This is a genomic window from Herbaspirillum sp. 3R11 (genome assembly GCF_004563925.1).
GTDB lineage: Bacteria > Pseudomonadota > Gammaproteobacteria > Burkholderiales > Burkholderiaceae_D > Herbaspirillum.
Genome location: NZ_SPNJ01000005.1, coordinates 77,283 through 98,445, shown reverse-complemented (window position 1 = coordinate 98,445; position 21,163 = coordinate 77,283). Strand labels below are relative to the sequence as shown.

The following is a 21,163-nucleotide window of genomic DNA, read 5'->3' as shown; positions in this document are numbered from 1 at the left end:
CAATACGAACTTGGGAATCTAGACGGTCCGTATCATTCACCGATGTCTAAAAAAATTCAGTAACCGCGTTGACCATCGCCGTTATTTCTTTTGTTTGAACAAAGAAGGAACTACTTTTAGGATGCTCCGAGACAACTCCGAGTCGGATTTTGCCTTTTCCAGTTCCACCGTAGTTTGATCCTTCTGAAGAATAAAGTTACGTTCCGTTTGGGAAAGCGCCGCGACCGAAGCAGGCAGGGCATCTTTTATTCCGGATCCGATTGCCATCTCCACAGCAAGAATTTTTGATTGAACATTGGTTAATTCATTCTGAAAATACTTAATCTCGGCAAGGCCGTCGCGATAAAGTCTTAAGAAAAAATATGCAAATATCTCAATAAAAATAACAAGGGAAATACGCGGCACAAACGGCAGCGTCAGATTTCGAAAAAACGTGGAATTTGCTACTGCTGTATCACTAGCTAAATTCTTAAGGACATCCGAAGTATCAACTATAGAAACAGTCACCCATAGTAAATAAAGTCCAAACGCAGTAATGCCCATACCGAGCAGTAAATTCAGATTGGAGCGAAGTCGAAGATCCCTTATTTCTCGCATTAAGCGCCCAACAATTTGACTTGCTGCTTCCGAGCTATATCGACTAAGTAATGTTCTGCTAAGAGTTTGTTCGAGTGCTTGCGCTTCCGCCGAGAATATCGACTTTACCGACTCTGCCCCCATGTCTCGTACAATGCGCTCTATCGTCGCGTCCTTATCAAAACCAGGGATTGAGAGATCCTCAGCTGAAGGAATTTTACTTTCAATGTCTTTCAATTGCTGCGCAATAGCGCCAACCTGCGACTTTAGCGCGTCAATTTCGTAGTTCTGAAAACTGGTATCAGCTTCGCGCCGCCCCTCCTCGGTGAGCCAAACTTGCCCAGACTGCAGATACAAAATACCGAAGATCGAAAATGCAACGATTAGCATTCCAATCCCCAAGTACCGCGTAATCAAGTAGGAGAATGGGGATCCCTGCCAATAAAAAAATAGTAGGGCACCCAAGAAGGCAGAGACGCCCCCTAAAAGAACAAACGACCGCTTTCGATACAGCTCTCGTCGACGCCTCTCGGTCTCTGCCAAATAAAGTTTAGCTTCGATGGACATGCTTCCCCCTTAAATTGCTAGTTATCATTATTTGAAACGCTACTTTATCACTGCGCGTGAACGTAATCGAAAGGGACGCCAGTGGAGTTATTGAGAATCGCCAAATGAACCAATATGCCGAGACCGATACAGCAACGCGTCTGATATCCCATATGTACTTAGCGGGCCTTTCCTCACTATGCTTCTGTCAAACTGCTCTGCTGGCTTAATGTAACCAAAAATATGACGCGGACGGTCATAACGAAAATCATGAGCGATATGAGGAAAATATGAATGAACGTGGTTCCAAACCCGCAGAACTGATCTCCCGTCTTCGCCTCCTTCCCCATCCCGAGGGCGGCTACTTCAGGGAAACCTATCGCGCCGCAATGGAAGTGGCGCGATCAAACGATGGCCTCATCCGTTCAGCCTCAACTGCGATCTACTATTTGCTGGGCGCCGGAGAAAGATCTGCCTGGCACCGGATCAAGTCCGACGAGATGTGGCATTTCTATGACGGGTCGCCCTTGCACATCTATGTCCTCGGGCATGCCGGTGATTTAACCGTTCTCCACCTGGGTAATCCCGTCATCCATGACGGCGCAGAGTTCCAGGCCCTGGTGCCTGCCGGTGCCTGGTTCGCGGCAGAATGCGCAGATCCGCAAGGCCATTCCCTGGTGGGGTGTACGGTGGCGCCGGGTTTCGAATTCGAGGAATTCGAACTCGCCGACAAAGCGCTGCTCACGCGGACCTGGCCTCAGCATGCGCAGGTGATTGAACGCCTCACGTAAAGACGCACCGCAAACGTCGCCGTCATAGACCGCCTACTCAGCCGTCAAAGTAAACAACCGCTCGATGGCCGTATCGTACTGCGTCGACTGATTCGGAAGCGTGCGCAGAATGGCATATTGCGGCAATACGGTTTCGCGCAGCAGCGGCTCCTTGATCGGCAAGCCGTTCTTGTCGCGCACCACGGCCACCAACGGCGCCGTCGGCGTATTGCCGCGCCGGATCGTTACCGCCGTCTCGCCGCTTTTCAGCAGCACAAAACAACCCGGCGGATAGATGCCGAATTCCTTGAGCAGCGCCGATGCAATCGGATGTCCGTCGCTGGCCAGATAGACCGACTGGGCGGCTTGCCTCGACGGCATCGCCGCCCTGTTCTTGCGTGCGGAATATTTGGCCGTAAAAATATCGGCGAACCGGATCATTTGCGACAACTCGCTGAGTTTGTGTCTTGTGCCGTAGGGGTAACCGCCGCCGTTCGGACTTTCATGATGTTGTTCAACTGCCTGCAACCAGTCCTCATCGGTCACACCAGCATCCTGCAGCATGCGCACGCTTTCCGCCGGGTGTACGTGTATCAGTTGCCGCTGTTGTCTGGTCGGCGCACCCTCGCTGCGCGCAAGTTCGCCTTGCAAGCCGATGATGGAAACATTCATCGTCAACGCGGCGTTGATGACGGTTTCCCTGTTCTTCTTCGACCAGCCCAGCCGTTCGGCGAGAATGCTGCAGACGCAGGCGACATGGATCGAATGCGTGATGCCGTATGCGGCGAAGCGCTCCTGGTCGTGCCGGATGACCGAATAGATCGTCTGGTCGGGATGTTCTTCCGATGCGACGGTGATCATCGATTCGACGTCCCTGATGCCGCTCAGGAACTGCGCATCGCGATGATTCGCGAGCAGTCCGGTCAGGCGTTTTTCCACGGCGTCCCATTGCGCGGCAAATGGCAGTACTGGCCGCTGGGTGCGGCCGAACAGGATTGGCGACGGTTCCTGGCTGGCCCGCACCTCGTCCGCATCCACAAACACGCCTCGCCGCAACAGGTTGAGCTGCATCTCCATGGTCTCGACCAGATAGCCGCGCGCCAGCAACAACTTCCCTTCCGTGTCCCGGACATTCCACGGCAAGGGAGCGCCACAATTTATTTGCGCGGAGACTTCGCCAATCGGTATCAAGTTCATGATGAGCAGTCGAAAGATTGTCGTGAATGAAGCGCATGGAGCATCTGCGACCAATTCACCATTCACGACATACAAGTCATTGCCCGAACACCAGAAACTGGCGTGTGGATTGGATCCTTGAATGGAGGTACAGAAAATTGGCCTCGGATGTGCTGACGACATACTAAGAGCGACGCAGAAATATATCTGTCGGGAAACTATGATTCTTTGAGGAAAATAACGATGCCGAATAGGCAATGTTTCGGACAAACCGGAAGAGATGGAAGGAGAAGCCCCTACAAGCGAAGAGCGGCCGCTGCAGCCGTTTCCATACGATCTCCTGACGTGCTCGAGACTGTGTCTTGGCTTTCCGTGGACTCAGTCTTCGGCTGTCCGGATGGTTTGAATGCCTATGCATCCGGGGAAGTGTCCTCCCCCCGGTCAGCGCAGGCCGGCGCTACCGTTTCAGAGCAGATGGCATCTGACGGCGTTCGTGGCGACGCCTTCGCCCGCCACAAAAAAAAGGCCCCGAACGGAGCCTTTTTCATTTTTACCGAGAATTCCTTCTCTATTCTTCAGGTCGTTGACGTTCACCAAATTCTCACAACCCCGTTCGTCAACACCCAGCATTTCAGGAGCCGACTAGAAATGCTCCCATGAATTGCCATCATCGCCCTGCGTCACAGAAAGAGCAGGTTTCCCTGACGGTTTTGCCGTTGACAGTTTCGGCGGCATCGGCGTGATATCACGGGTTCGCGGATTGGCAGCGGATGACTGGACTTGCGACTCCACCCTCTTCGGATCAAGCTTGAAAATGCTGACCACTTGGGAGAGCTTGTTGGCCTGTTCCTGCATCGATTGCGCCGCCGCGGCAGCCTCTTCCACCAGCGCAGCGTTTTGCTGCGTTACTTCATCCATTTGCGTAATCGCAAGGTTGATCTGTTCAATACCCTCGCTTTGCTCCTGGCTGGCAGACGTGATCTCTCCAACGATATCGGTAACGCGTTTGACGCTGTTGACCACATCCTCCATCGTCGACCCCGCCTGGGCTACCAGCTTGCTGCCGGTGTCGACCTGAGTCACCGAATTGTCGATCAGCGATTTGATTTCCTTGGCAGCGCTGGCGGAGCGTTGCGCAAGGTTGCGCACCTCCGTTGCAACCACCGCAAAGCCGCGGCCCTGCTCACCGGCGCGAGCAGCTTCCACAGCTGCATTCAAGGCAAGAATATTCGTCTGGAAAGCGATACCGTCAATCACGCTGATGATATCCACGATCTTTTTGGACGATGCATTGATTGATCCCATTGTTTCCACCACCTGGCTGACAACGCTGCCTCCGGCAACAGCGACCTCGGACGCAGAGACTGCCAATTGGTTGGCCTGACGTGCATTGTCCGCGTTCTGTTTCACCGTAGAGGTGAGCTCTTCCATGGCCGATGCAGTTTCTTCCAGCGAACTGGCTTGCTGCTCAGTTCGGGACGACAAGTCCAGATTGCCGCTGGCGATTTGTCCAGAGGCCGTAGCGATCGTATCGGTTCCTGCGCGTACCTGACCAACAATCTCCGCCAGGCGATTGCGCATCACTCGAATGGACGCAATCAGACTGGTTTGATCGCCCGGACGGATGGTGATCGAACGCGCGAGGTTGCCGCTGGCGATATCACTGGCGATCGACATGGCATAGTCGGGCTCTCCACCGAGTTGACGAATAATGCTGCGGGTAATCAGCAGAGCCGCAATCAGACTGAGTGCGAACGCGGCGGCGCTGACGATGGTCAGCAACACACAGGCATGGCGATAGGTTTCCTGGCTTTCAGCAACGGTCTCGTCCATCAAGGCGCGCTGATAGTCGGACAGCTGTTTCAGTGCCCCAAACATCGCGGTTTGCTTAGTGCGCATGGCGCCGAAGATCTGCTTTCTGGCCTCGTCAGCGTTCCCCTTTGCCAGCAAGGCAAGCAGATTCTCCTGCTCAACGTAATACTCCACGCTGGATTGCTTTAGCGCCGACATCAATGCCTTGCCTTTTTCGCTCGGAATGACAGCATCGAGCTTTCGCAGGGTCGCATTACTTTCCTCTCTGGCCTTCTTGATGCGATCCATCTCTTGCGATATCACCGACTCATCCGTAGACAACGCCACGTTCCGCACTGCACGCGCGATCAGATTGACGTTATTGGATATGGAGTCGACCAGCACAGTTTTGGCATAGCGATCGCTGACCAAAAAATTGACGTTGTCATTCAGGGAGGACAAGCGGGTGTAACTGAAAACAGCAATCCCAAGCAGAAGGACCAGGAGCAGTCCGAAACCGAGATAAAGCCGGCTGGATACTTTCAGGGCGGATAGATTCATGATGTTGTTCTCCTAGAAGCGGGACGGCGTTAAATGACAAATTCAATTTAACAAATATTCCATAAAAATAAATCTGCATTCGTCATTCTTACTCAATTACGCCACGGTGGGATTTAATAAAACAACCAAGAAAAATGTACATACAGCAACTTATGGAAAGACGAGGATTCTCGGTGAGCAAACTCCTGGTTCCTTGGCGTTGAGCTAACGGGTGCATGCTGCCATGAAGAAACTGAATGCCAAGGCTCAACTGATCTGTCGACATTGATTATTTGATACTATTCAAAGCGCTGTTTCCGCCTGCGATCAACAAGAATTGAAAACTGCTCAGGGGGCGTATTGCCAAATACGTTGAGCCGATCCGCAGCGACGCGACAATCACCATTGCGTTCAAACAGCAATCCCTGCAGCCATTCTTCTTGTAACCACTCATCCGTCCATCATGGCCGAACTCAGTGACAAGGCCGTGGAAACGCCCTCGGCAACAAGCAGACTGGAAAGCTCCGAGTTCAAACAGAAGGCGCAGTCATCAAGCGGCCACAAAACCGACACTTATCCAGTGAGCGGTTGGCCAGAACGACTGATCGGAATCAGTCATACTTTTTTGGGGCGGGGAAATGGATTTGAAAACGTGGCGCGAACTGGCGCCGGAAAAGAAGAAATTCGTCATCGGCATCGCCGTCGCCGTAGCGGTGGTTTATCTGATTTGCATACTGCTCAGCGTGAATGTTCTGCGCAACAACCGCGTGACGGCGGAGCTCAATCATCAGGCGCGCATGTCCAGCCTCGGCAAGGAACAAGGCGACTCCTCGTCGGCGCTTGCCGCTGCCGCAAGCAATGTTCCTACCGTCTCGGTGGGCACCTATGTGGATGGGATTGATACGTTCTCGATCAAGGATTCGAGCTGGAGCGGGACCTTCTACGTCTGGTTCCGCTGGACCGGAGAAAAGTCCCTCGACCCGGGCGCCAAACTCGTCGTCGTCGACGGCAACATCATCAAGAAAGAAGTGCTGGAGGAATACCACGGCGACGACGGCACCCACTACCAGCGGCTCCGGGTCTCCGCCAAATTCCTGAAGTTCTTCGACACCATGCGCGTCCCGCTCGAAGACCACATGCTCAACATCTATCTCGAAGACGGCGCGCGCGACAGCACCAAATTGCGTTACGTCGCTGACACAAGCTCCAACGTCAGCTCGCGGGTACAGATTTCCGGCTACAAGATCACCGGCAAGTCCAACGTCGTCAAACCGCACGCCTACCGTTCATCCTACGGCGATCCACGCGTGGATGCGAAGAGCGAAAAAGTGTTCACCCAATATATCGCCGGCATCAACATTGCGCGCTCAAGCGCAGGCGTCTACAACAAAATCTTCCTGTCCTTGTTCGCAGCGCTGGCGCTGGCCCTGTGCAGCTTCTACGTGAAGGCATCCGACGTCGGCCCGCGCTTCTCGCTGCCCTCCGCCGCCTACTTCGGCGCGGTGGCCAACTCCTACGTGGCCAACTCCATCCTGCCGCCGTCGGGCTCGTTCGGCCTGGTCGACTACGTGGCGGCGTTCGGCCTGGCCACGATCGCGCTGTCGCTGATCCTGGCGCTGCTGTCCAACTTCATTATGGTCAAGAAGGAAGACAAGGCGCTTTCCTACGCGCTGGATCGGGTGATGTTCTGGGTGTTGTTGAGCTCTTGCGTGTTGGCGAATATTGCTATTCCTTGGGCGGCACGGGGGTGAGATGGGCGTCTTTCCGTGAGCTTCGGCTCGCGGGAAGAGGACGTTTTTCTTATTTCAAGCAATCACCTTAGATAAGATGGAGAGGCAATTGCAAATAAATAAAGGCTCCCAACGAGGAGCCTTTATTTTCCACGATTTTCTTTGTAGCCCATCTACGGAGAAGTAAGCTGCCTGCGCGGCTCACGTCGCGGATGTGAAGGGAATCGCTTGCGAGCAATTCAGCGGCCTGCGGAACGTAGGCCCCTCCCGTCTCTCAGCCAAGAAAATATGCCTAACCTGCTGAGTTCTCAACGGTTAGGATTTTTTGTTTGAGACTCAAATGGGATGAAATGAGGCTAAATTGGCATGGTAATACCAACATAAATGCCTGCATTTTTTTCACTACTTTCGAGCGCAATTCCGATGCACTAGCGAGCGTAGCGCGATCGTTCCATGCCTCACGGGGTATATTACCCTCTGGCAAGCATCCGCCGTAATCTGGGACCACCTCAAAAAACCTAACCCGGGGGCACCGTGGCAAAAAACGACTGGCGCGACCTTGAACAACTTGTCGCAAAAATTCAAAATTCCTTAGCTCCCCAAGCATCGGTCGAGCACGACGCGAAAGTTTGGGGCGTAGACAGTGAGACATATCGACAAATCGACGTCCTCGTGAAACAACGCATCGGCCAGTATGAAATGCTGATCGCTATCGACTGCAAGGATCATCAAACACCCGTAGATGTAAAGGGCGTCGAAGAATTTGCTGGCATGGTTGCGGACATTCGAGCCAACAAAGGGGTGCTGGTTTGTCCGAGCGGATTCACGCAAGCGGCGAGAACGAAGGCAGGAAAACTTCAGATGGAGCTATATCGCCCTGTCGATACTGATGAACACAAATGGAAAGTCCAACCGACACTTCCCGCGTTATTTGAATTTGTCCGGGCAGGATTGGCATTTCGGATTCGCGGCACAACCCCAGCTCCGCTAGTGGTTACCGATGATATTGGCAGTCTTCTCGCTTACTCAGGCTCCGGTGAAAAACTTGGCACCGCCCACGAAATCGCGGCCAAGCGGTGGAACGAAGGTGAGTTTCCCACTACCCCAGGGGTGCATGAGTTTGTTCCGGTGTACCCGGGACTTGAAGAAGTACAGATCGACAACGGCTTCGGCACAATGGTGCCCGTGAGCTTCTGTGTAAGTCTACACGTAGTGCGCGAAACATTTTTCGGACATATACCGCTCGACCAGATCAGCGGATTCTTGGACGAACGCACCGGCGAAACCCTGACGAATTCGTTCACGACTGGAGTCATCAACCTAGAGCTTATGTACGAAACATGGGAACGACTTGCCGATGGGATGCTTCCGCCGATCAAGCCGGTTCTTACGGTTAGAGGACTCCAAGAATGGTAACTACCTGCGATCGCTTGCAATACTCACCGCGCCAGAATGGCTCGATAGCTCAATTGCCAGCATCAGGCAAGCGGCTTTGATCCCGCGACCGGATACTCTTGCAATCATCGTTATGCCTCATTTTTTGGGCAACCCACATCGGTGATTCGCCGCGGCTAACATCCTGCTGGCGTAAGGTGACGCATCTGATAGCGCCGAATGAAAAAATAAGCGCAATAAAATAGGGGAAAGACGTGAATCTAGCTGGCATAGTCGATGAGATATGGAATTTCAGTAGACGGCTCGTATGCATACGGGCCGCCTCATCAGATATGCAAATGCCGATTTTTGGATATGCCGAATTTGTGGCTGCCATGGCATTATTTGCGCTCATCTACACTCTTACTGACACGAGGTACAAATTTCGCGCTGCAACGTCTAGTGTAAATCTCAGCGCTATAACCCAACGCACTGCGCTCACAATTGGACTAGGATCGCTCCTTACCAATCTTTGGTATGCACAACACCTTCCCATTCCCGTTTTTCTTGACAGTCTGCCAGCTTGGCAGACAGCTTTCGGATTTGCATTTCTTGCAGTTATGATTTTGTGGGTCAGAACAACCCACACCGCACCTCCAGTATTTAACGTTGCAAACAGCCGAAGATTCAAGAGGCAGTTGCTCGAGTATGTCGTCTCAGGAAATGAAAAGGACTTGGGAATAGTTGCGCGGGAATTAATTCGATCGGCCGGTCCGATTATCGAAGCGATTCCAAATAGAGAAGGTATTTCCCGAATTGCGCTGATTAGCCCTCGTTCACCAGCGGAGAACATGCAAGTAGATGCATTGGAGTTAATGCAGTTGATGGCAACTCCACGTCTATGCAGAGCAATTGCAATGCAAACAAATGAAGTTGCGTTGGTTTTCTTAAACGAAATTCAACGTCAAAAAAAATACACCGACGTGACGGCCCTTTTTTCGAAGAACGTCACACGTCACATGTTCGATCACAAAGAGTCTTTACTCTTTTACGAAGACCATGTGTATGACCACGGTTTTCTCGCTAGGACAAAGTACTTCACCAATGCGGCGTTCGGCAGTTACGACCTTGTCGAAGGTCTGGGGGCCTACGGTGCATGTTCCCCTCTTGATGCAACACCAGCCTTCTACGCCCCTTTCGATGAAATTCAGCTTAAGGTGTTTGGCAGGTGCTACCTTTTGACAGTGACTGATTACTGCCAAAAAGCAGGAGTCTTTCAGGTCTCATCTGCACTGAGTCGAGCAACAGATTATATTGCTTTGCAAACCGAATACCTTTCAGACGGATCAGGAATTCTCAATTATCGCGATCCTGCATATGCAAGTTTTTCAACGGCTTGCAGAATATTTCAAGAGACACTTAAATTACTTGACAAGTTAGACGGCACCCGATGGGATGCGATTGCCGCAATGGGGAGTGACATCCCCTTTCATGAACTCTTTGCGCAGCAGATGTTCGAGATCATTGGCCGTGCTGCCCACATCCGATCTGATGAGAAACTTTGCTGGGAGATTCAGCACAACACCACTTGGCGGGCCTTTTACTACCGAGGAGATTTTTCTGGCCCTTCCGAGAATATTCGCCGCATTCTAAATCGGCTAATAATGTCGGAAGTTAACAGTCTCTTGGCATATGCAAATTTTCACAATTCGAAAGTCCTTGCGATGTGCTTAAACGTTTTGGGATTTGTACCGCCCGGAAGACAACGAGGGTCGCGGCAAGAACGCACTCTTAGTCGTGCACTGCTAAGTTGGACACGCAAGTACTTTGCGCAGGTTCATGCAGGAAATCCACGTCTACGCGAAATGCTATTAACCTCAAACATGTCATATGACGCCGAAAATAATTGCCTCGTACGATATCATTTTCAAGGCTTGAACGACACCATTCCTACCACAAAGATGTATCTCAGACCGGCGCCGGTGATGTAGAAAACTACTAGCTCTAGATATTTCTAAAGAATAGAAAAAATCACGAAGACATTCCAATGACATATATCTGCCGAGACTGCATCGACGATGGCGAGCTCAAACTCATAGTAGAACGTGAGGGAATATTAGCTGAGTGCCGCTGCTGCGGAGAAGATGTCGCCCCCGCGATCACTGTTGAGGCACTTGCCGAAATTGTTGACCCGGTATTTAGACACATATATGGCGTCGGTGAGGAGATTCCGCACTTCAGTTCTGGAGATAGCGACGAGGTTTACTTTGCCCAGGCGGGCGACGAATTAAGCTTAGCTCTACAAGAGTTACTAGGTCAGCAACTTGATTGCGAAGATGAGCTAATTTCTGCACTTATCGAAAAAGACGACTATTGGCAACCCGATGGAGGAGAGCCGTTTTATGATGAATCAAATAACTATGATCGTATCCGACACCCTCCGTCTATCAGTGCTCGTCAATGGCACAATACTTTAGAAGAGTTAAAGCACTCTCGCCGTTTTTTCAGTCCTGCGGCGCAAAGCATGTTTGGTTCTCTGTTTCGAGATGTGCACCAAATAACATTTGCGACAAGAAAACGTAATCTGTCCGTCGTCAAAACTCTTCCTGTCGGGACTAAGTTGTATCGCGCGCGTGCATGCCGTCATCCCAATGACTTCAATGTATTTGCCGAGGACCCGTTCAAACATGTTGGACCACCACCACCAGAGGCCGCTCGCCATGGAAGGATGAATCCAGAAGGCGTAACAGTCTTGTATTGTGCTTCTGATGAAAAGACCTGTCTTGCCGAAATGCGCCCAGCAATAGGTATGCAATTAGTGTTAATAGCATTGGAGACAACAGAAAAGCTTCGACTTCTGGATTTCACGCGCCTCACTCGATCAATGGCAAAAGACACCTTAAGTTATTTTTCGCCCGATTATTTTTCAGAGCGGGATCGCCGAGCCTTACTTGGAATTCTTCACAGTCTAATTTCGCAGCCGATCACCCCGGACCGCGAAGCAGACTATTTAATAACTCAAACCATGGCGGAATATCTGGCCCACGTCTACGAACCCGCATTTGATGGAATTTCATTTTCGTCGTCTCAATCGACGACTGGGACTAACGTCGTCATCTTTCCCCGACGAGATCTATTAGCCGGACAACCAGCTGATTTCTTTCGTGTTCAATATGTGCCAGCTAGCCTTGCGAGTTACCGCACAAAGAAAATTTTTTATCAGCATGACAAAGACCATGTGTATTTTGGAGACGACGACAATGGTCCAATGATCCTAGGACCATACGAACCTGACGACGAATTCTATTAATTTAGTTGCTCGCTAGAGCCAGATAAGCGAAGACGCCGCTTACATAGGTCGGCCACAATCTCGACGGCCGCCGTTACGTGAATCGCTACGGGTGTTTCCTGCAATAGCATTACGCCGCGACACGCCCATCCACACGCGACTCACCCAAGAACTCCCCCATCAACACCTCCCACTCCCGATCAGCCCTATCCATCGCCGCCAGCTTAACGTGGCCGTAACCCCGAACCTGCTCCGGCAACTGCGCCAACTTCAACGCCGCTCCCTTGTTCCCGGCATCAAGCTGATCCACAAGTGAATTCACAAAACCCAGATACCGATCCCGCAAAGCCCGTTCACGCCGACGTTCCTCGGTATAACCAAACACATCCAACGCCGTCCCGCGCAGCGACTTGAAGCGCGACAGCACTGCAAACCCCGACATCATCCACGCACCGAAGCGCATCTTGGCCGGGACGTCCGAGCCCGGCTTCTTGCGCGCCAGCATCGGCGGCGCCAGGTGGAAGGCCAGCTTGTAGTCGCCGTCGAACTGCGCGGCGATCTGTTCGCGGAATACCGGGTCGGCGTGCAGGCGCGCGACTTCGTATTCGTCCTTGTAGGCCATCAGCTTGAACAGGTTGCGCGCGACCATCTTGCTGATCGGGCGTTTGGAGGCGTTGTCTTCCAACTTTGCCTCGGCGCGTTCCACTGTGGCCACGGCTTCTTCGTAGCGGCGGGCGTAGGCGCTGTTCTGGTACTTGGTCAGGAAGTCGATGCGGAAGGCGACGGTGTCGGCCAGCGACTTCGGTGCGGCGAACTGGATGACCTGCTGCTTCGGCTTGCCGAGCTTGTCCAGCGCAGCCGCGTCGGCGGCGGCCAGGCGACCGAGGGTGAAAGCGCGTTTGTTCATGTCGATGGCGACGCCGTTGAGCTCAATGGCGCGCATCAGTGCCGGCAGGCCGACCGGCACCAGGCCGCGTTGCCAGGCGTAGCCCATCAGCAGAATGTTGCCGCCGATCGGGTCGCCAAGGAAACGCAGCGCCGTGTCCTGCGCGTCGATCTGCACGATGTTGTCGGCGCCGGCCGAGGCGGCCAGCTTCTCCAGCAGGCCGTCCTTGTTGATCGAGGCGTCCGGGTTGCGCGTGAAATCGGCGGTCGGGATTTCGCGATCGTTGGCGATTACCTTGGTGTGGCCGCGGCGCATGACCGACAGGCCTTCCGGCATGGCCGAGACCACCAAGTCGCAGGCGAAGACGGCGTCGGCCTGTTGCAGATCGATGCGGACCTGGTTGAGCGCCGCCGGCGATGCGGCGATGCGCACGTGCGACAGCACCGCGCCGCCCTTCTGCGCGAAGCCCATGAAGTCGAGCGTGGAGGCGCCCTTGCCTTCCAGGTGGGCGGCCATGGTGATCAGCGCGCCGACGGTGACGACGCCGGTGCCGCCGACGCCGGCCACGAGGATTTCAAACGGCTTGGCGAAGCGATGCGGCGCCGGGGTCGGATAGGCGGCCAGCGTGGCTTCCAGGTCGGCCAGGGTGAGCTTGACGCTTTCCGGCTTCTTCAGCGTGCCGCCCAGCACCGAGACGAAGCTCGGGCAGAAGCCTTCGACGCAGGAGTAATCCTTGTTGCAGGACGACTGCTCGATCTGGCGCTTGCGGCCGAGCTCGGTTTCCAGCGGCAGGATCGACAGGCAGTTGGATTGCACGCCACAGTCGCCGCAGCCTTCGCATACCGCCGGGTTGATCATCATGCGGCGCGCCGGGTCGGGGAAGGCAATGTGGCCGGGCTTGTTCTTTTTGCGGCGGCGACGCTTCTCGGCGGCGCAGGTCTGGTCGTAGACCAGCACGGTCACGCCGGGGATGTCGCGCAGCATGCGCTGGATGACGTCGAGTTCGGTGCGGTGATGCACGGTGACGCCGGCCGGCAGCTTGATCAGCGCGTAGTTCTCGGGCGCGTCGGTGACGACCACGACCTTCTTCGCGCCTTCGCTGGTGACCTGTTGCACGATCTGCGGCACCGACAGCGAGCCGTCGACAGGCTGGCCGCCGGTCATCGCGACGGCGTCGTTGTAGAGGATCTTGTAGGTGATGTTGGTGCGCGCGGCGATGGCCTGGCGGATCGCCAGCGAGCCCGAGTGGTAATAGGTGCCGTCGCCCAGATTCTGGAACACGTGCTTCTCGTCGACGAAGCGCGAGGAGCCGACCCAGTTGATGCCTTCGCCGCCCATCTGCGCGAGATAGTTGGTGTCGCGCTTCATCCACGTCGCCATGAAGTGGCAGCCGATGCCGGCCATGGCGCGGCTGCCTTCCGGCACACGCGTGGAGGTGTTGTGCGGGCAGCCGGAGCAGAAATACGGCGTGCGCTTGACACTGTCGGCGCCGTTCGACAACAACTCGGCGGCGCAGAAATCGGGCAGGAAGCGTTGCAGGTTCAGCGTCGGGAAGCGTGGTCCGAACCAGCGCACCAGCGCCGGCGCGATGCGCGACGGCCGCAGTTCGCCCAGCGCCGACAGCAGCGCTTCACCGTGGGCGTCGGTCTTGCCGACCACCGACGGGCGGCGCTCTTGCGGCAGGTTGTAGAACAGGTTCTTGAGCTGCTGCTCGATGACGGCGCCCTTCTCTTCCACCACCAGGATTTCATCGAGGCCTGCGGCGAAGGCCGACAGGCGCGTGCGTTCCAGCGGATAGGTCAGGCCCGGCTTGTACAGGCGCACGCCGAGGTCTTCCAGTTGCTGCTGCGACAGACCGAGGCGCTCCAGCGCTTCCAGTAGATCAAGATAAGCCTTGCCGGCGCTGATGATGCCGATGCGCGCACCCGGCGCCGGTACGATCAGCTTGTCGATGGAATTGACGCCGGCGAATGCCTGCACCGCCTTGAGCTTGTCGTCGACGCGCTGCTCCAGCGCCAGGCCGGGCAAGTCGGGCCAGCGGTTGTGCAGGCCGTCGGCCGGCGGCGTGTAATCGGTCGGCACGGTGTAGCTCGGCAGCGGCGGCAGTTCGACCACGGCGCCGCCTTCGACGGTTTCCGAAATCGCCTTGAAGCCGACCCATGCGCCCGAGAAGCGCGACAGCGCCCAGCCGTACAGGCCGAACTCCATGTATTCCTGGATGTTGGCGGGATTGACCACCGGCATGCCCCAGGCGATCAGCGCCTGTTCGCTCTGGTGCGGCATCGACGACGACACGCAGCCGTGGTCGTCGCCGAGGATCGCCAGCACGCCGCCATGCGGCGACGAGCCGTAGGCATTGCCATGCTTGAGCGCATCGCCGGAGCGGTCGACGCCGGGGCCCTTGCCGTACCACATGGCGAACACGCCCTGCACCTTGCGCGTCGGGTCGGCTTCGACCTGTTGCGAGCCGAGCACGGCGGTGGCGCCGAGTTCTTCGTTGATGGCCGGCAGGAACTCGACGTTGTGTGCGTTCAGCAGCTTGGAGGCGCGCCACAGTTCCTGATCCACGGCACCGAGAGGCGAGCCGCGATAGCCGCTGATGAAGCCGCCGGTGTTGAGTCCGTTGGCGGCGTCGGCGATCTTTTGCATGCACAGCAGGCGCACCAGCGCCTGGGTGCCGGTCAGGAAAACGCGGCCGCTGCTGCGGGTGAGATTGTCTTCGAGTGCATAGTCAGGATCTGCCAGCGCGGAAACCAGCGATGCGGTCGTTTCAATTTGCGTTTCCAGCTGAGTTTCAGGCTCAGTTTCAAACCGATCCAGCGGCAAAGTTGCAGGCTGGACCGACGCCGTAGCGGCCGATCGGAAGGGGGGAATTGTCACCGAGTTCATCGTTATCGTTGTCGTCTCAATAGGGGGCGGAAGGCTGCCGGACAACCCGTCAAAAACGGGTGTTAATGAGAGAAAGGATATGACTTCGAACTGGAAAAATTATTTCTATTTATGCCTTGATAGTCGCTAGAATGGGAATTATTTTTCTAGATACGACCTTGAAAATGAAAAACTCACCTCTCGATCCCGCATCGCAAAAGATCCTCGCCGAGCTGCAGAAAAACGCCCGGATTTCCTCGAATGAACTGGCGGAAAAAGTCGGCATGTCGGCCAGTCCGTGCTGGCGCCGGCAGAAGGAATTGGAAGACAACGGTTACATCGTGCGCTACACCGCCTTGGTCGACCGGCGCAAGCTGGGGCTGTCGGTCTGCTGCCTGGCGCACATCTCCCTGCTGCGCCATGCCGAGGGCGTGGTGGAGAAGTTCGAGGAAACCATGCGCATGCGCCCCGAAGTGATCGAATGCTACGAAACCACCGGCACCGCCGACTACATGGTCAAGGTCATCGTGCCCGACATGGACGCTTATCACGACTTCCTGCACAACGTTCTGGTCAAGCTCAACGGCGTCTCGCAGGTCAACACCAGCGTGGCGCTGCGCGAAGTGAAATACGACACGGCGCTGCCGATCTGAGCATGCTTCCCGGGCCGGCGGTGCCGTGATGCACTGCCGGGCGCCACCACTACCATCACTATCGCCGCCGCCCCGAATTCGCTATTTGTCCTCTAGCCGCCTCAAGCTGCTATTCTCTGGGATAAAAATGCATACGATTTATCCGACGTATAAGATTGGTTCTCGTTAAGCGTATAAGGCAGAGTCGCCCGATCGGATTTCAATGATGGCCTGGTGCAGACTGTTCGTTTGCCGGTAGCGCTGATGGAACCCCTGGGAGGGGTGAAATGAAGTCCGTATTGACTGCGTTGGAAAAACTCAGCCTCAGCTACAAACTCGCGCTGGGTTTTGGCGGCATATTGCTGATCATTCTGGGCCTGGGTCTCAAAGACCTCCAGATGCAGACCGAACAGAGCGCGTTGATCGAGGACATGTACGAGACCGACCTGTTAGGCATTTCCAACGCCAAGGATGCCTTGATCCATTTGTCACAGCGTGGCCGCGCCTTGCGTCAGGCCATTCTGGCGCCTGATGAAGCGAGCCGGGAACAAGCGCTGGCCCTGGTCGACGATGCGCAAGCCAAACTCGATATCGCGTTGAAAGAACTGCGGCCGCGCATCGTGCTGGCGGAAAACACGGTCAACCTTGCCGACTTTGAAAAGGCGCACGCGGTCTACCGGGCCAGAGTCGAACGGGCGGTGCAGCTGCTGAAGAAAGGCAACATCGCCCAGGCGCGGGATATCGTTGCCGATCCCGAATTCCAGAATTACGGATTGGTGGCGAATATTGCCCTGAACCGCCTGACCGAACTCAAGGAAGAAAGTGCGAAGCGGCGGATCATTGATCAGGGAGGTCGCTATGCATGGCAAACACGGTTTACGATCATCTGGCTGTGTGTCGGCCTGAGCCTTGGCCTGCTGTTCGCCATCCTGGTAGGCCGATCCGTCAGGCTGCCCAGTCAACGGTTGCGCAGAGCGTTGCAGGAACTCGCTGCGGGAGAGTTGGACCGCACCGTTCCCTATACAAACTATCCCAATGAAATAGGCGTCATTGCCCATTCGATCCAGTCGCTTCAATCCGAGCTGCGCAAGGGAAAAAGGTTTGAAGAAGAAATCAAGCGCATGAATTTCCTGACCGACGTGGCGCTGGATCAGACCAAGAGCGGCATTTGGGTGGTGGACTTCAAGGACCCTGAGCATGTCTTCATGCCGGAACGGACCGCCCGCCTGCTAGGCGAAGAAATCAAACCGGACGGCGGCCTGTATCGCCTGGATGATGAATGGTACGCACGGGTTGTGGCAGCAGACCAGACTCTGGAACCGACCCAGGCTTGCGCCGAGCTGACCAATCAACGGTTTCAGGCAACGATTGCCGGCGAGACTGAAAAATACGAATCGATCTATGCCTACAAACGTCCACTTGACAGCAAGGTCATCTGGCTGCATGCCCACGGCAGACCGGTGCGCGATAAACAGACGCAGGAAATCCTGTTCATGTACGGCGCCTATCTGGATATCACCGCGCAAAAGAACGCCGAGAACGAACTGCATCAGGCCAAGGAACAGGCGCTGACCGCCACGCGCGCCAAGAGCGAGTTCCTGGCCAACATGAGCCATGAAATCCGCACCCCGATGAACGCCATCATCGGCATGTCGCATCTGGCGCTGCAGACCTCGCTCGACAAGCGTCAACGCAACTACATCGAAAAAGTGCAGCGTGCCGGTGAAAATCTGCTTGGCATCATCAACGACATTCTCGATTTCTCCAAGATCGAGGCCGGCAAGCTGACCGTCGAGCAAATCGATTTCAGTCTTGAAGACGTGATGGACAATCTCGTCAGCCTGATCGGATTGAAGGCGGAAGACAAAGGCCTGGAGCTGCTGTTCCAGATCCGGCCGGATGTGCCGGGCGACCTGATCGGCGATCCGCTCAGAATCGGCCAGGTGCTGGTCAACCTTGGCACCAACGCCGTCAAGTTCACCGATGCCGGCGAGATTGTCGTCGCAGTCGAACGTATTTCCGGCGACGACGACTCCGTGATGCTGCATTTCTCCGTCAAGGATTCCGGCATCGGCATGACGGTGGAACAGTGCGAAAAACTGTTCCAGTCCTTCAGCCAGGCGGACGCTTCAACGACGCGCAAATATGGCGGCAGCGGGCTTGGTCTGGCCATCTCCAAGAATTTACTGGAACTCATGGACGGACGGATCTGGGTGGAAAGCGAAGTCGGACGCGGATCCACGTTCCATTGCCATGCGCGTTTCGGCCTGCAAAAGAATGCCAAGCCGCGCCGCATGTTTCACGCCGACGAACTGCTGGGCATACGGGTGCTGGTTGTCGACGACAATGCCATGGCGCGGGAAATCCTGTCGACGATGGCGCGCAACTTCGGCCTTGAGGTCGATGTCGCCTCCGGCGGCGCGCAAGGCGTGGAGATGGTCATGCTGGCCGAACGGCAATCCCTGCCTTACAACCTGATGCTGATGGATTGGAAGATGCCGGGCATGGATGGCATTGCGACGGTGCAGCGACTGCGCGCCACAAGCCTGGCACAGACCCCTGCGGTCATCATGGTGACCGCATACGGACGCGAGGACGCGCTGCTCAATGCCGCAGAACAGGGCGTGGAGCTGAGCTCCGTGCTGACCAAGCCGGTCACCTCCTCATCCTTGCTGGAGGCTATCGGTCTCGCGCTGGGCAAAGGCACGCTGGTCGAGACCCGCGCCAGCGAACGCGGCCATCATTACAAAGAGGCCATGGCTCACCTGCGCGGTGCACGCCTGTTGCTGGTGGAAGACAATGAAATGAACCAGGAACTGGCAATCGAGCTCTTGTCCAACGCTGGTGTCGACGTGGTTCTTGCCGGCGACGGCCAACAGGCGCTGGACATTCTGGCCCGCGACAAACGCTTCGACGGCGTGTTGATGGATTGCCAGATGCCGGTGATGGATGGCTATGAGGCAACGCAGATGTTGCGCAGCGACCCGGTGTTTTCCGGCATGCCCATCATCGCAATGACCGCCAACGTGATGATGAGCGACAAACAAAGAGCGCTTGACGTCGGCATGCAGGACCATATCGCCAAGCCGCTCAATGTCGGCGACATGTTTGCGACCCTGGCGCGCTGGATACATCCTCTGGAAAGCACGACATCCCGCCTGCCTGCCGGAGAAATCGCGGTGGCGACAGGCGAGCTTCCGGCGCTTGACGGCATCGATATACAGGCCGGTCTGGCCACGACCATGAACAACATGGCGCTGTATCGCCGCTTGCTGCGTAAATTCCGGGCCGGCCAGGCGCATTTCGCACAACTGTTCGAAGCGGCTTGCCACGATAAGGATACGACTGCGCCCATGCGAGTGGCGCATACCCTGCGCGGCACCGCCGGCAATATCGGCGCCAGAGAACTTCAGGCTGCGGCTGCAGATCTGGAGAAGGCCTGCATGGTCGATGCGTCAACAGCAACGACTGAAGGCCCGTTGGCCGTTGTATTGCAAAAACTGGCGCCGGTGATCGCCGCGTTGACCGCTCTCGAAAATGCAGAAACGTCAAACGCCGCGCCCACGGTGAATATCGACACGACGTCGTTGCAGGCACAAACAGCACGCCTGAAAGAACTCCTGATCGATAGCGACGCAGAAGCCGCCGATCTCTGGACTGCGCATGCCGGGCTCTTCCAGGCTGCCTATCCACGGCATTGGCATCGAATAGAAAAAGAGCTGGCAAATTTTGATTTTGAAGTTGCACTGACTGTCGTTGAAGCGGCTGAGCAGGAATACCGTATTTGACGTGCCATACAAGGGGATACCGATGAGCACAACAGATGGCGAACTGAATTTGGTGACAAGGCAAACGATTCTTCTGGTGGACGACACGGCGGACAATCTCACGCTGATGAACGATCTGCTGAAAGACCACTACAAGATCAAGATTGCCAACAGCGGTGCGAAGGCCTTGCGTATTGCGCAGGTCGACATACCTCCGGATCTGATTTTGCTCGATATCATGATGCCTGAGATGGATGGTCATGAGGTCTGCCGCATACTGAAGAGCGACGCGCGTACGCGTGACATTCCGGTAATTTTCCTGACGGCGAAATCGGATCCTGCCGATGAAAAAATCGGACTGGAACTGGGCGCCGTGGATTACCTGACCAAGCCAATCAGTCCGCCCATTGCACTGGCACGGGTCAAGAATCATTTGCTGCTGAAGGCGAGCGCCGACTTCTTGCGCGACAAAAGCAAATTCCTCGAACAAGAAGTCGAAAGCCGCACGCGCGAGGTGCTGGCAATCCAGGATGTGACCATCCTCGCCATGGCGTCACTGGCGGAAACCCGGGACCAGGAAACCGGCAACCACATCCGCCGCACGCAGTTCTACGTCAAGACGCTGGCCGAAAAACTGAAGGATCATCCGCGCTTCAAGGCCGTGCTCACGGATACCTACATCAATATCCTGTTCAAATCCGCGCCCTTGCATGACATCGGCAAAGTCGGCATTCCCGATCGCATCCTGCTCAAACCGGGGCGTTTCGAGCCGCATGAATTTGAAATCATGAAAACCCATACGACGCTGGGACGCGATGCGATCGAGCATGCGGAACGCGCGCTGGGTACGCCTGTCCCGTTTCTGTCCATGGCAAAGGAAATCGCCTACGGGCACCAGGAAAAGTGGGATGGATCAGGCTATCCGCAAGGATTGAGCGGCGAGGATATCCCGCTGTCGGCGCGACTCATGGCTGTTGCCGATGTCTATGATGCGTTGATCAGCCGGCGCGTCTACAAGGAAGGCATGCCACACGACAAGGCGATCCAGATCATCATCGACGGCAAGGGAAAACATTTCGACCCGGATCTGGTGGATGCCTTCATGGAGCTGCAGGATGAGTTTCGCGCCATCGCCGCCCGCTTCCATGACACGGATCAGGACATCGAGGAGAAGCTGCAACAAATCGACAGGTTGCTGGACACGGATCCCAAATGAGG

The 21,163-nt window shown here is 55.5% G+C and carries 12 protein-coding genes; 8 read left to right on the top strand and 4 right to left on the bottom strand.

All coding sequences use genetic code 11. The features are described from left to right. Positions 1 to 81 precede the first annotated feature (81 nt). Entirely contained in the window at positions 82 to 1,143 is a 1,062-nt protein-coding gene (locus E4P32_RS20430) for a hypothetical protein (protein ID WP_116435423.1), read from the bottom strand. A 269-nt stretch (positions 1,144 to 1,412) separates the two neighbouring features. On the opposite strand from E4P32_RS20430, the gene E4P32_RS20425 reads away from it, so the two are divergent. Continuing rightward, positions 1,413 to 1,913 (top strand): cupin domain-containing protein, encoded by a 501-nt coding sequence (locus E4P32_RS20425; protein ID WP_116435422.1) that lies wholly within the window; start codon positions 1,413 to 1,415, stop codon positions 1,911 to 1,913. 33 nt (positions 1,914 to 1,946) lie between these two features. On the opposite strand, the gene E4P32_RS20420 is transcribed toward E4P32_RS20425, so the two are convergent. Continuing rightward, positions 1,947 to 3,155, bottom strand: a complete 1,209-nt coding sequence (locus E4P32_RS20420) for an HD domain-containing phosphohydrolase (RefSeq protein ID WP_158559735.1) — start codon at positions 3,153 to 3,155, stop codon at positions 1,947 to 1,949. Between the two features lie 555 nt (positions 3,156 to 3,710). Then, complete coding sequence (locus E4P32_RS20415) at positions 3,711 to 5,420, bottom strand: methyl-accepting chemotaxis protein (RefSeq protein ID WP_116435419.1); 1,710 nt, start codon at positions 5,418 to 5,420, stop codon at positions 3,711 to 3,713. Between the two features lie 617 nt (positions 5,421 to 6,037). Here E4P32_RS20415 and E4P32_RS20410 point away from each other — a divergent pair. The 4 genes from E4P32_RS20410 (at position 6,038) to E4P32_RS20395 (ending at position 11,813) form a co-directional block, all read left to right on the top strand. Next, positions 6,038 to 7,150 carry a hypothetical protein gene (locus E4P32_RS20410; protein ID WP_116435418.1) on the top strand — a complete coding sequence of 371 codons (1,113 nt, stop codon included), beginning with the start codon at positions 6,038 to 6,040 and terminating at the stop codon, positions 7,148 to 7,150. Positions 7,151 to 7,663: 513 nt separating this feature from the next. Beyond that, positions 7,664 to 8,545 carry a restriction endonuclease gene (locus tag E4P32_RS20405; protein WP_116435417.1) on the top strand — a complete coding sequence of 294 codons (882 nt, stop codon included), beginning with the start codon at positions 7,664 to 7,666 and terminating at the stop codon, positions 8,543 to 8,545. Between the two features lie 311 nt (positions 8,546 to 8,856). Beyond that, the gene (locus tag E4P32_RS20400; RefSeq protein ID WP_147306548.1) at positions 8,857 to 10,494 is read left to right on the top strand and encodes a hypothetical protein; all 1,638 of its coding nucleotides are present in this window, start codon (positions 8,857 to 8,859) and stop codon (positions 10,492 to 10,494) included. Between the two features lie 56 nt (positions 10,495 to 10,550). Next, positions 10,551 to 11,813 carry an RES family NAD+ phosphorylase gene (locus E4P32_RS20395; RefSeq protein ID WP_116435415.1) on the top strand — a complete coding sequence of 421 codons (1,263 nt, stop codon included), beginning with the start codon at positions 10,551 to 10,553 and terminating at the stop codon, positions 11,811 to 11,813. Between the two features lie 109 nt (positions 11,814 to 11,922). On the opposite strand, the gene E4P32_RS20390 is transcribed toward E4P32_RS20395, so the two are convergent. After that, entirely contained in the window at positions 11,923 to 15,567 is a 3,645-nt protein-coding gene (locus E4P32_RS20390) for an indolepyruvate ferredoxin oxidoreductase family protein (RefSeq protein ID WP_116435414.1), read from the bottom strand. A gap of 164 nt (positions 15,568 to 15,731) precedes the next feature. Here E4P32_RS20390 and E4P32_RS20385 point away from each other — a divergent pair, with 164 nt between their 5' ends. The 3 genes from E4P32_RS20385 to E4P32_RS20375 all read left to right on the top strand — a co-directional run bounded on the left by E4P32_RS20385 (position 15,732) and on the right by E4P32_RS20375 (position 21,161). Then, positions 15,732 to 16,199: an Lrp/AsnC family transcriptional regulator gene (locus tag E4P32_RS20385; protein WP_116435413.1), complete on the top strand. Its 468-nt coding sequence runs from the start codon at positions 15,732 to 15,734 to the stop codon at positions 16,197 to 16,199. Between the two features lie 266 nt (positions 16,200 to 16,465). Beyond that, positions 16,466 to 19,966 (top strand): response regulator, encoded by a 3,501-nt coding sequence (locus tag E4P32_RS20380; RefSeq protein ID WP_116435412.1) that lies wholly within the window; start codon positions 16,466 to 16,468, stop codon positions 19,964 to 19,966. Between the two features lie 22 nt (positions 19,967 to 19,988). Beyond that, positions 19,989 to 21,161, top strand: a complete 1,173-nt coding sequence (locus tag E4P32_RS20375) for a two-component system response regulator (protein WP_116435411.1) — start codon at positions 19,989 to 19,991, stop codon at positions 21,159 to 21,161. Positions 21,162 to 21,163: the final 2 nt, after the last annotated feature.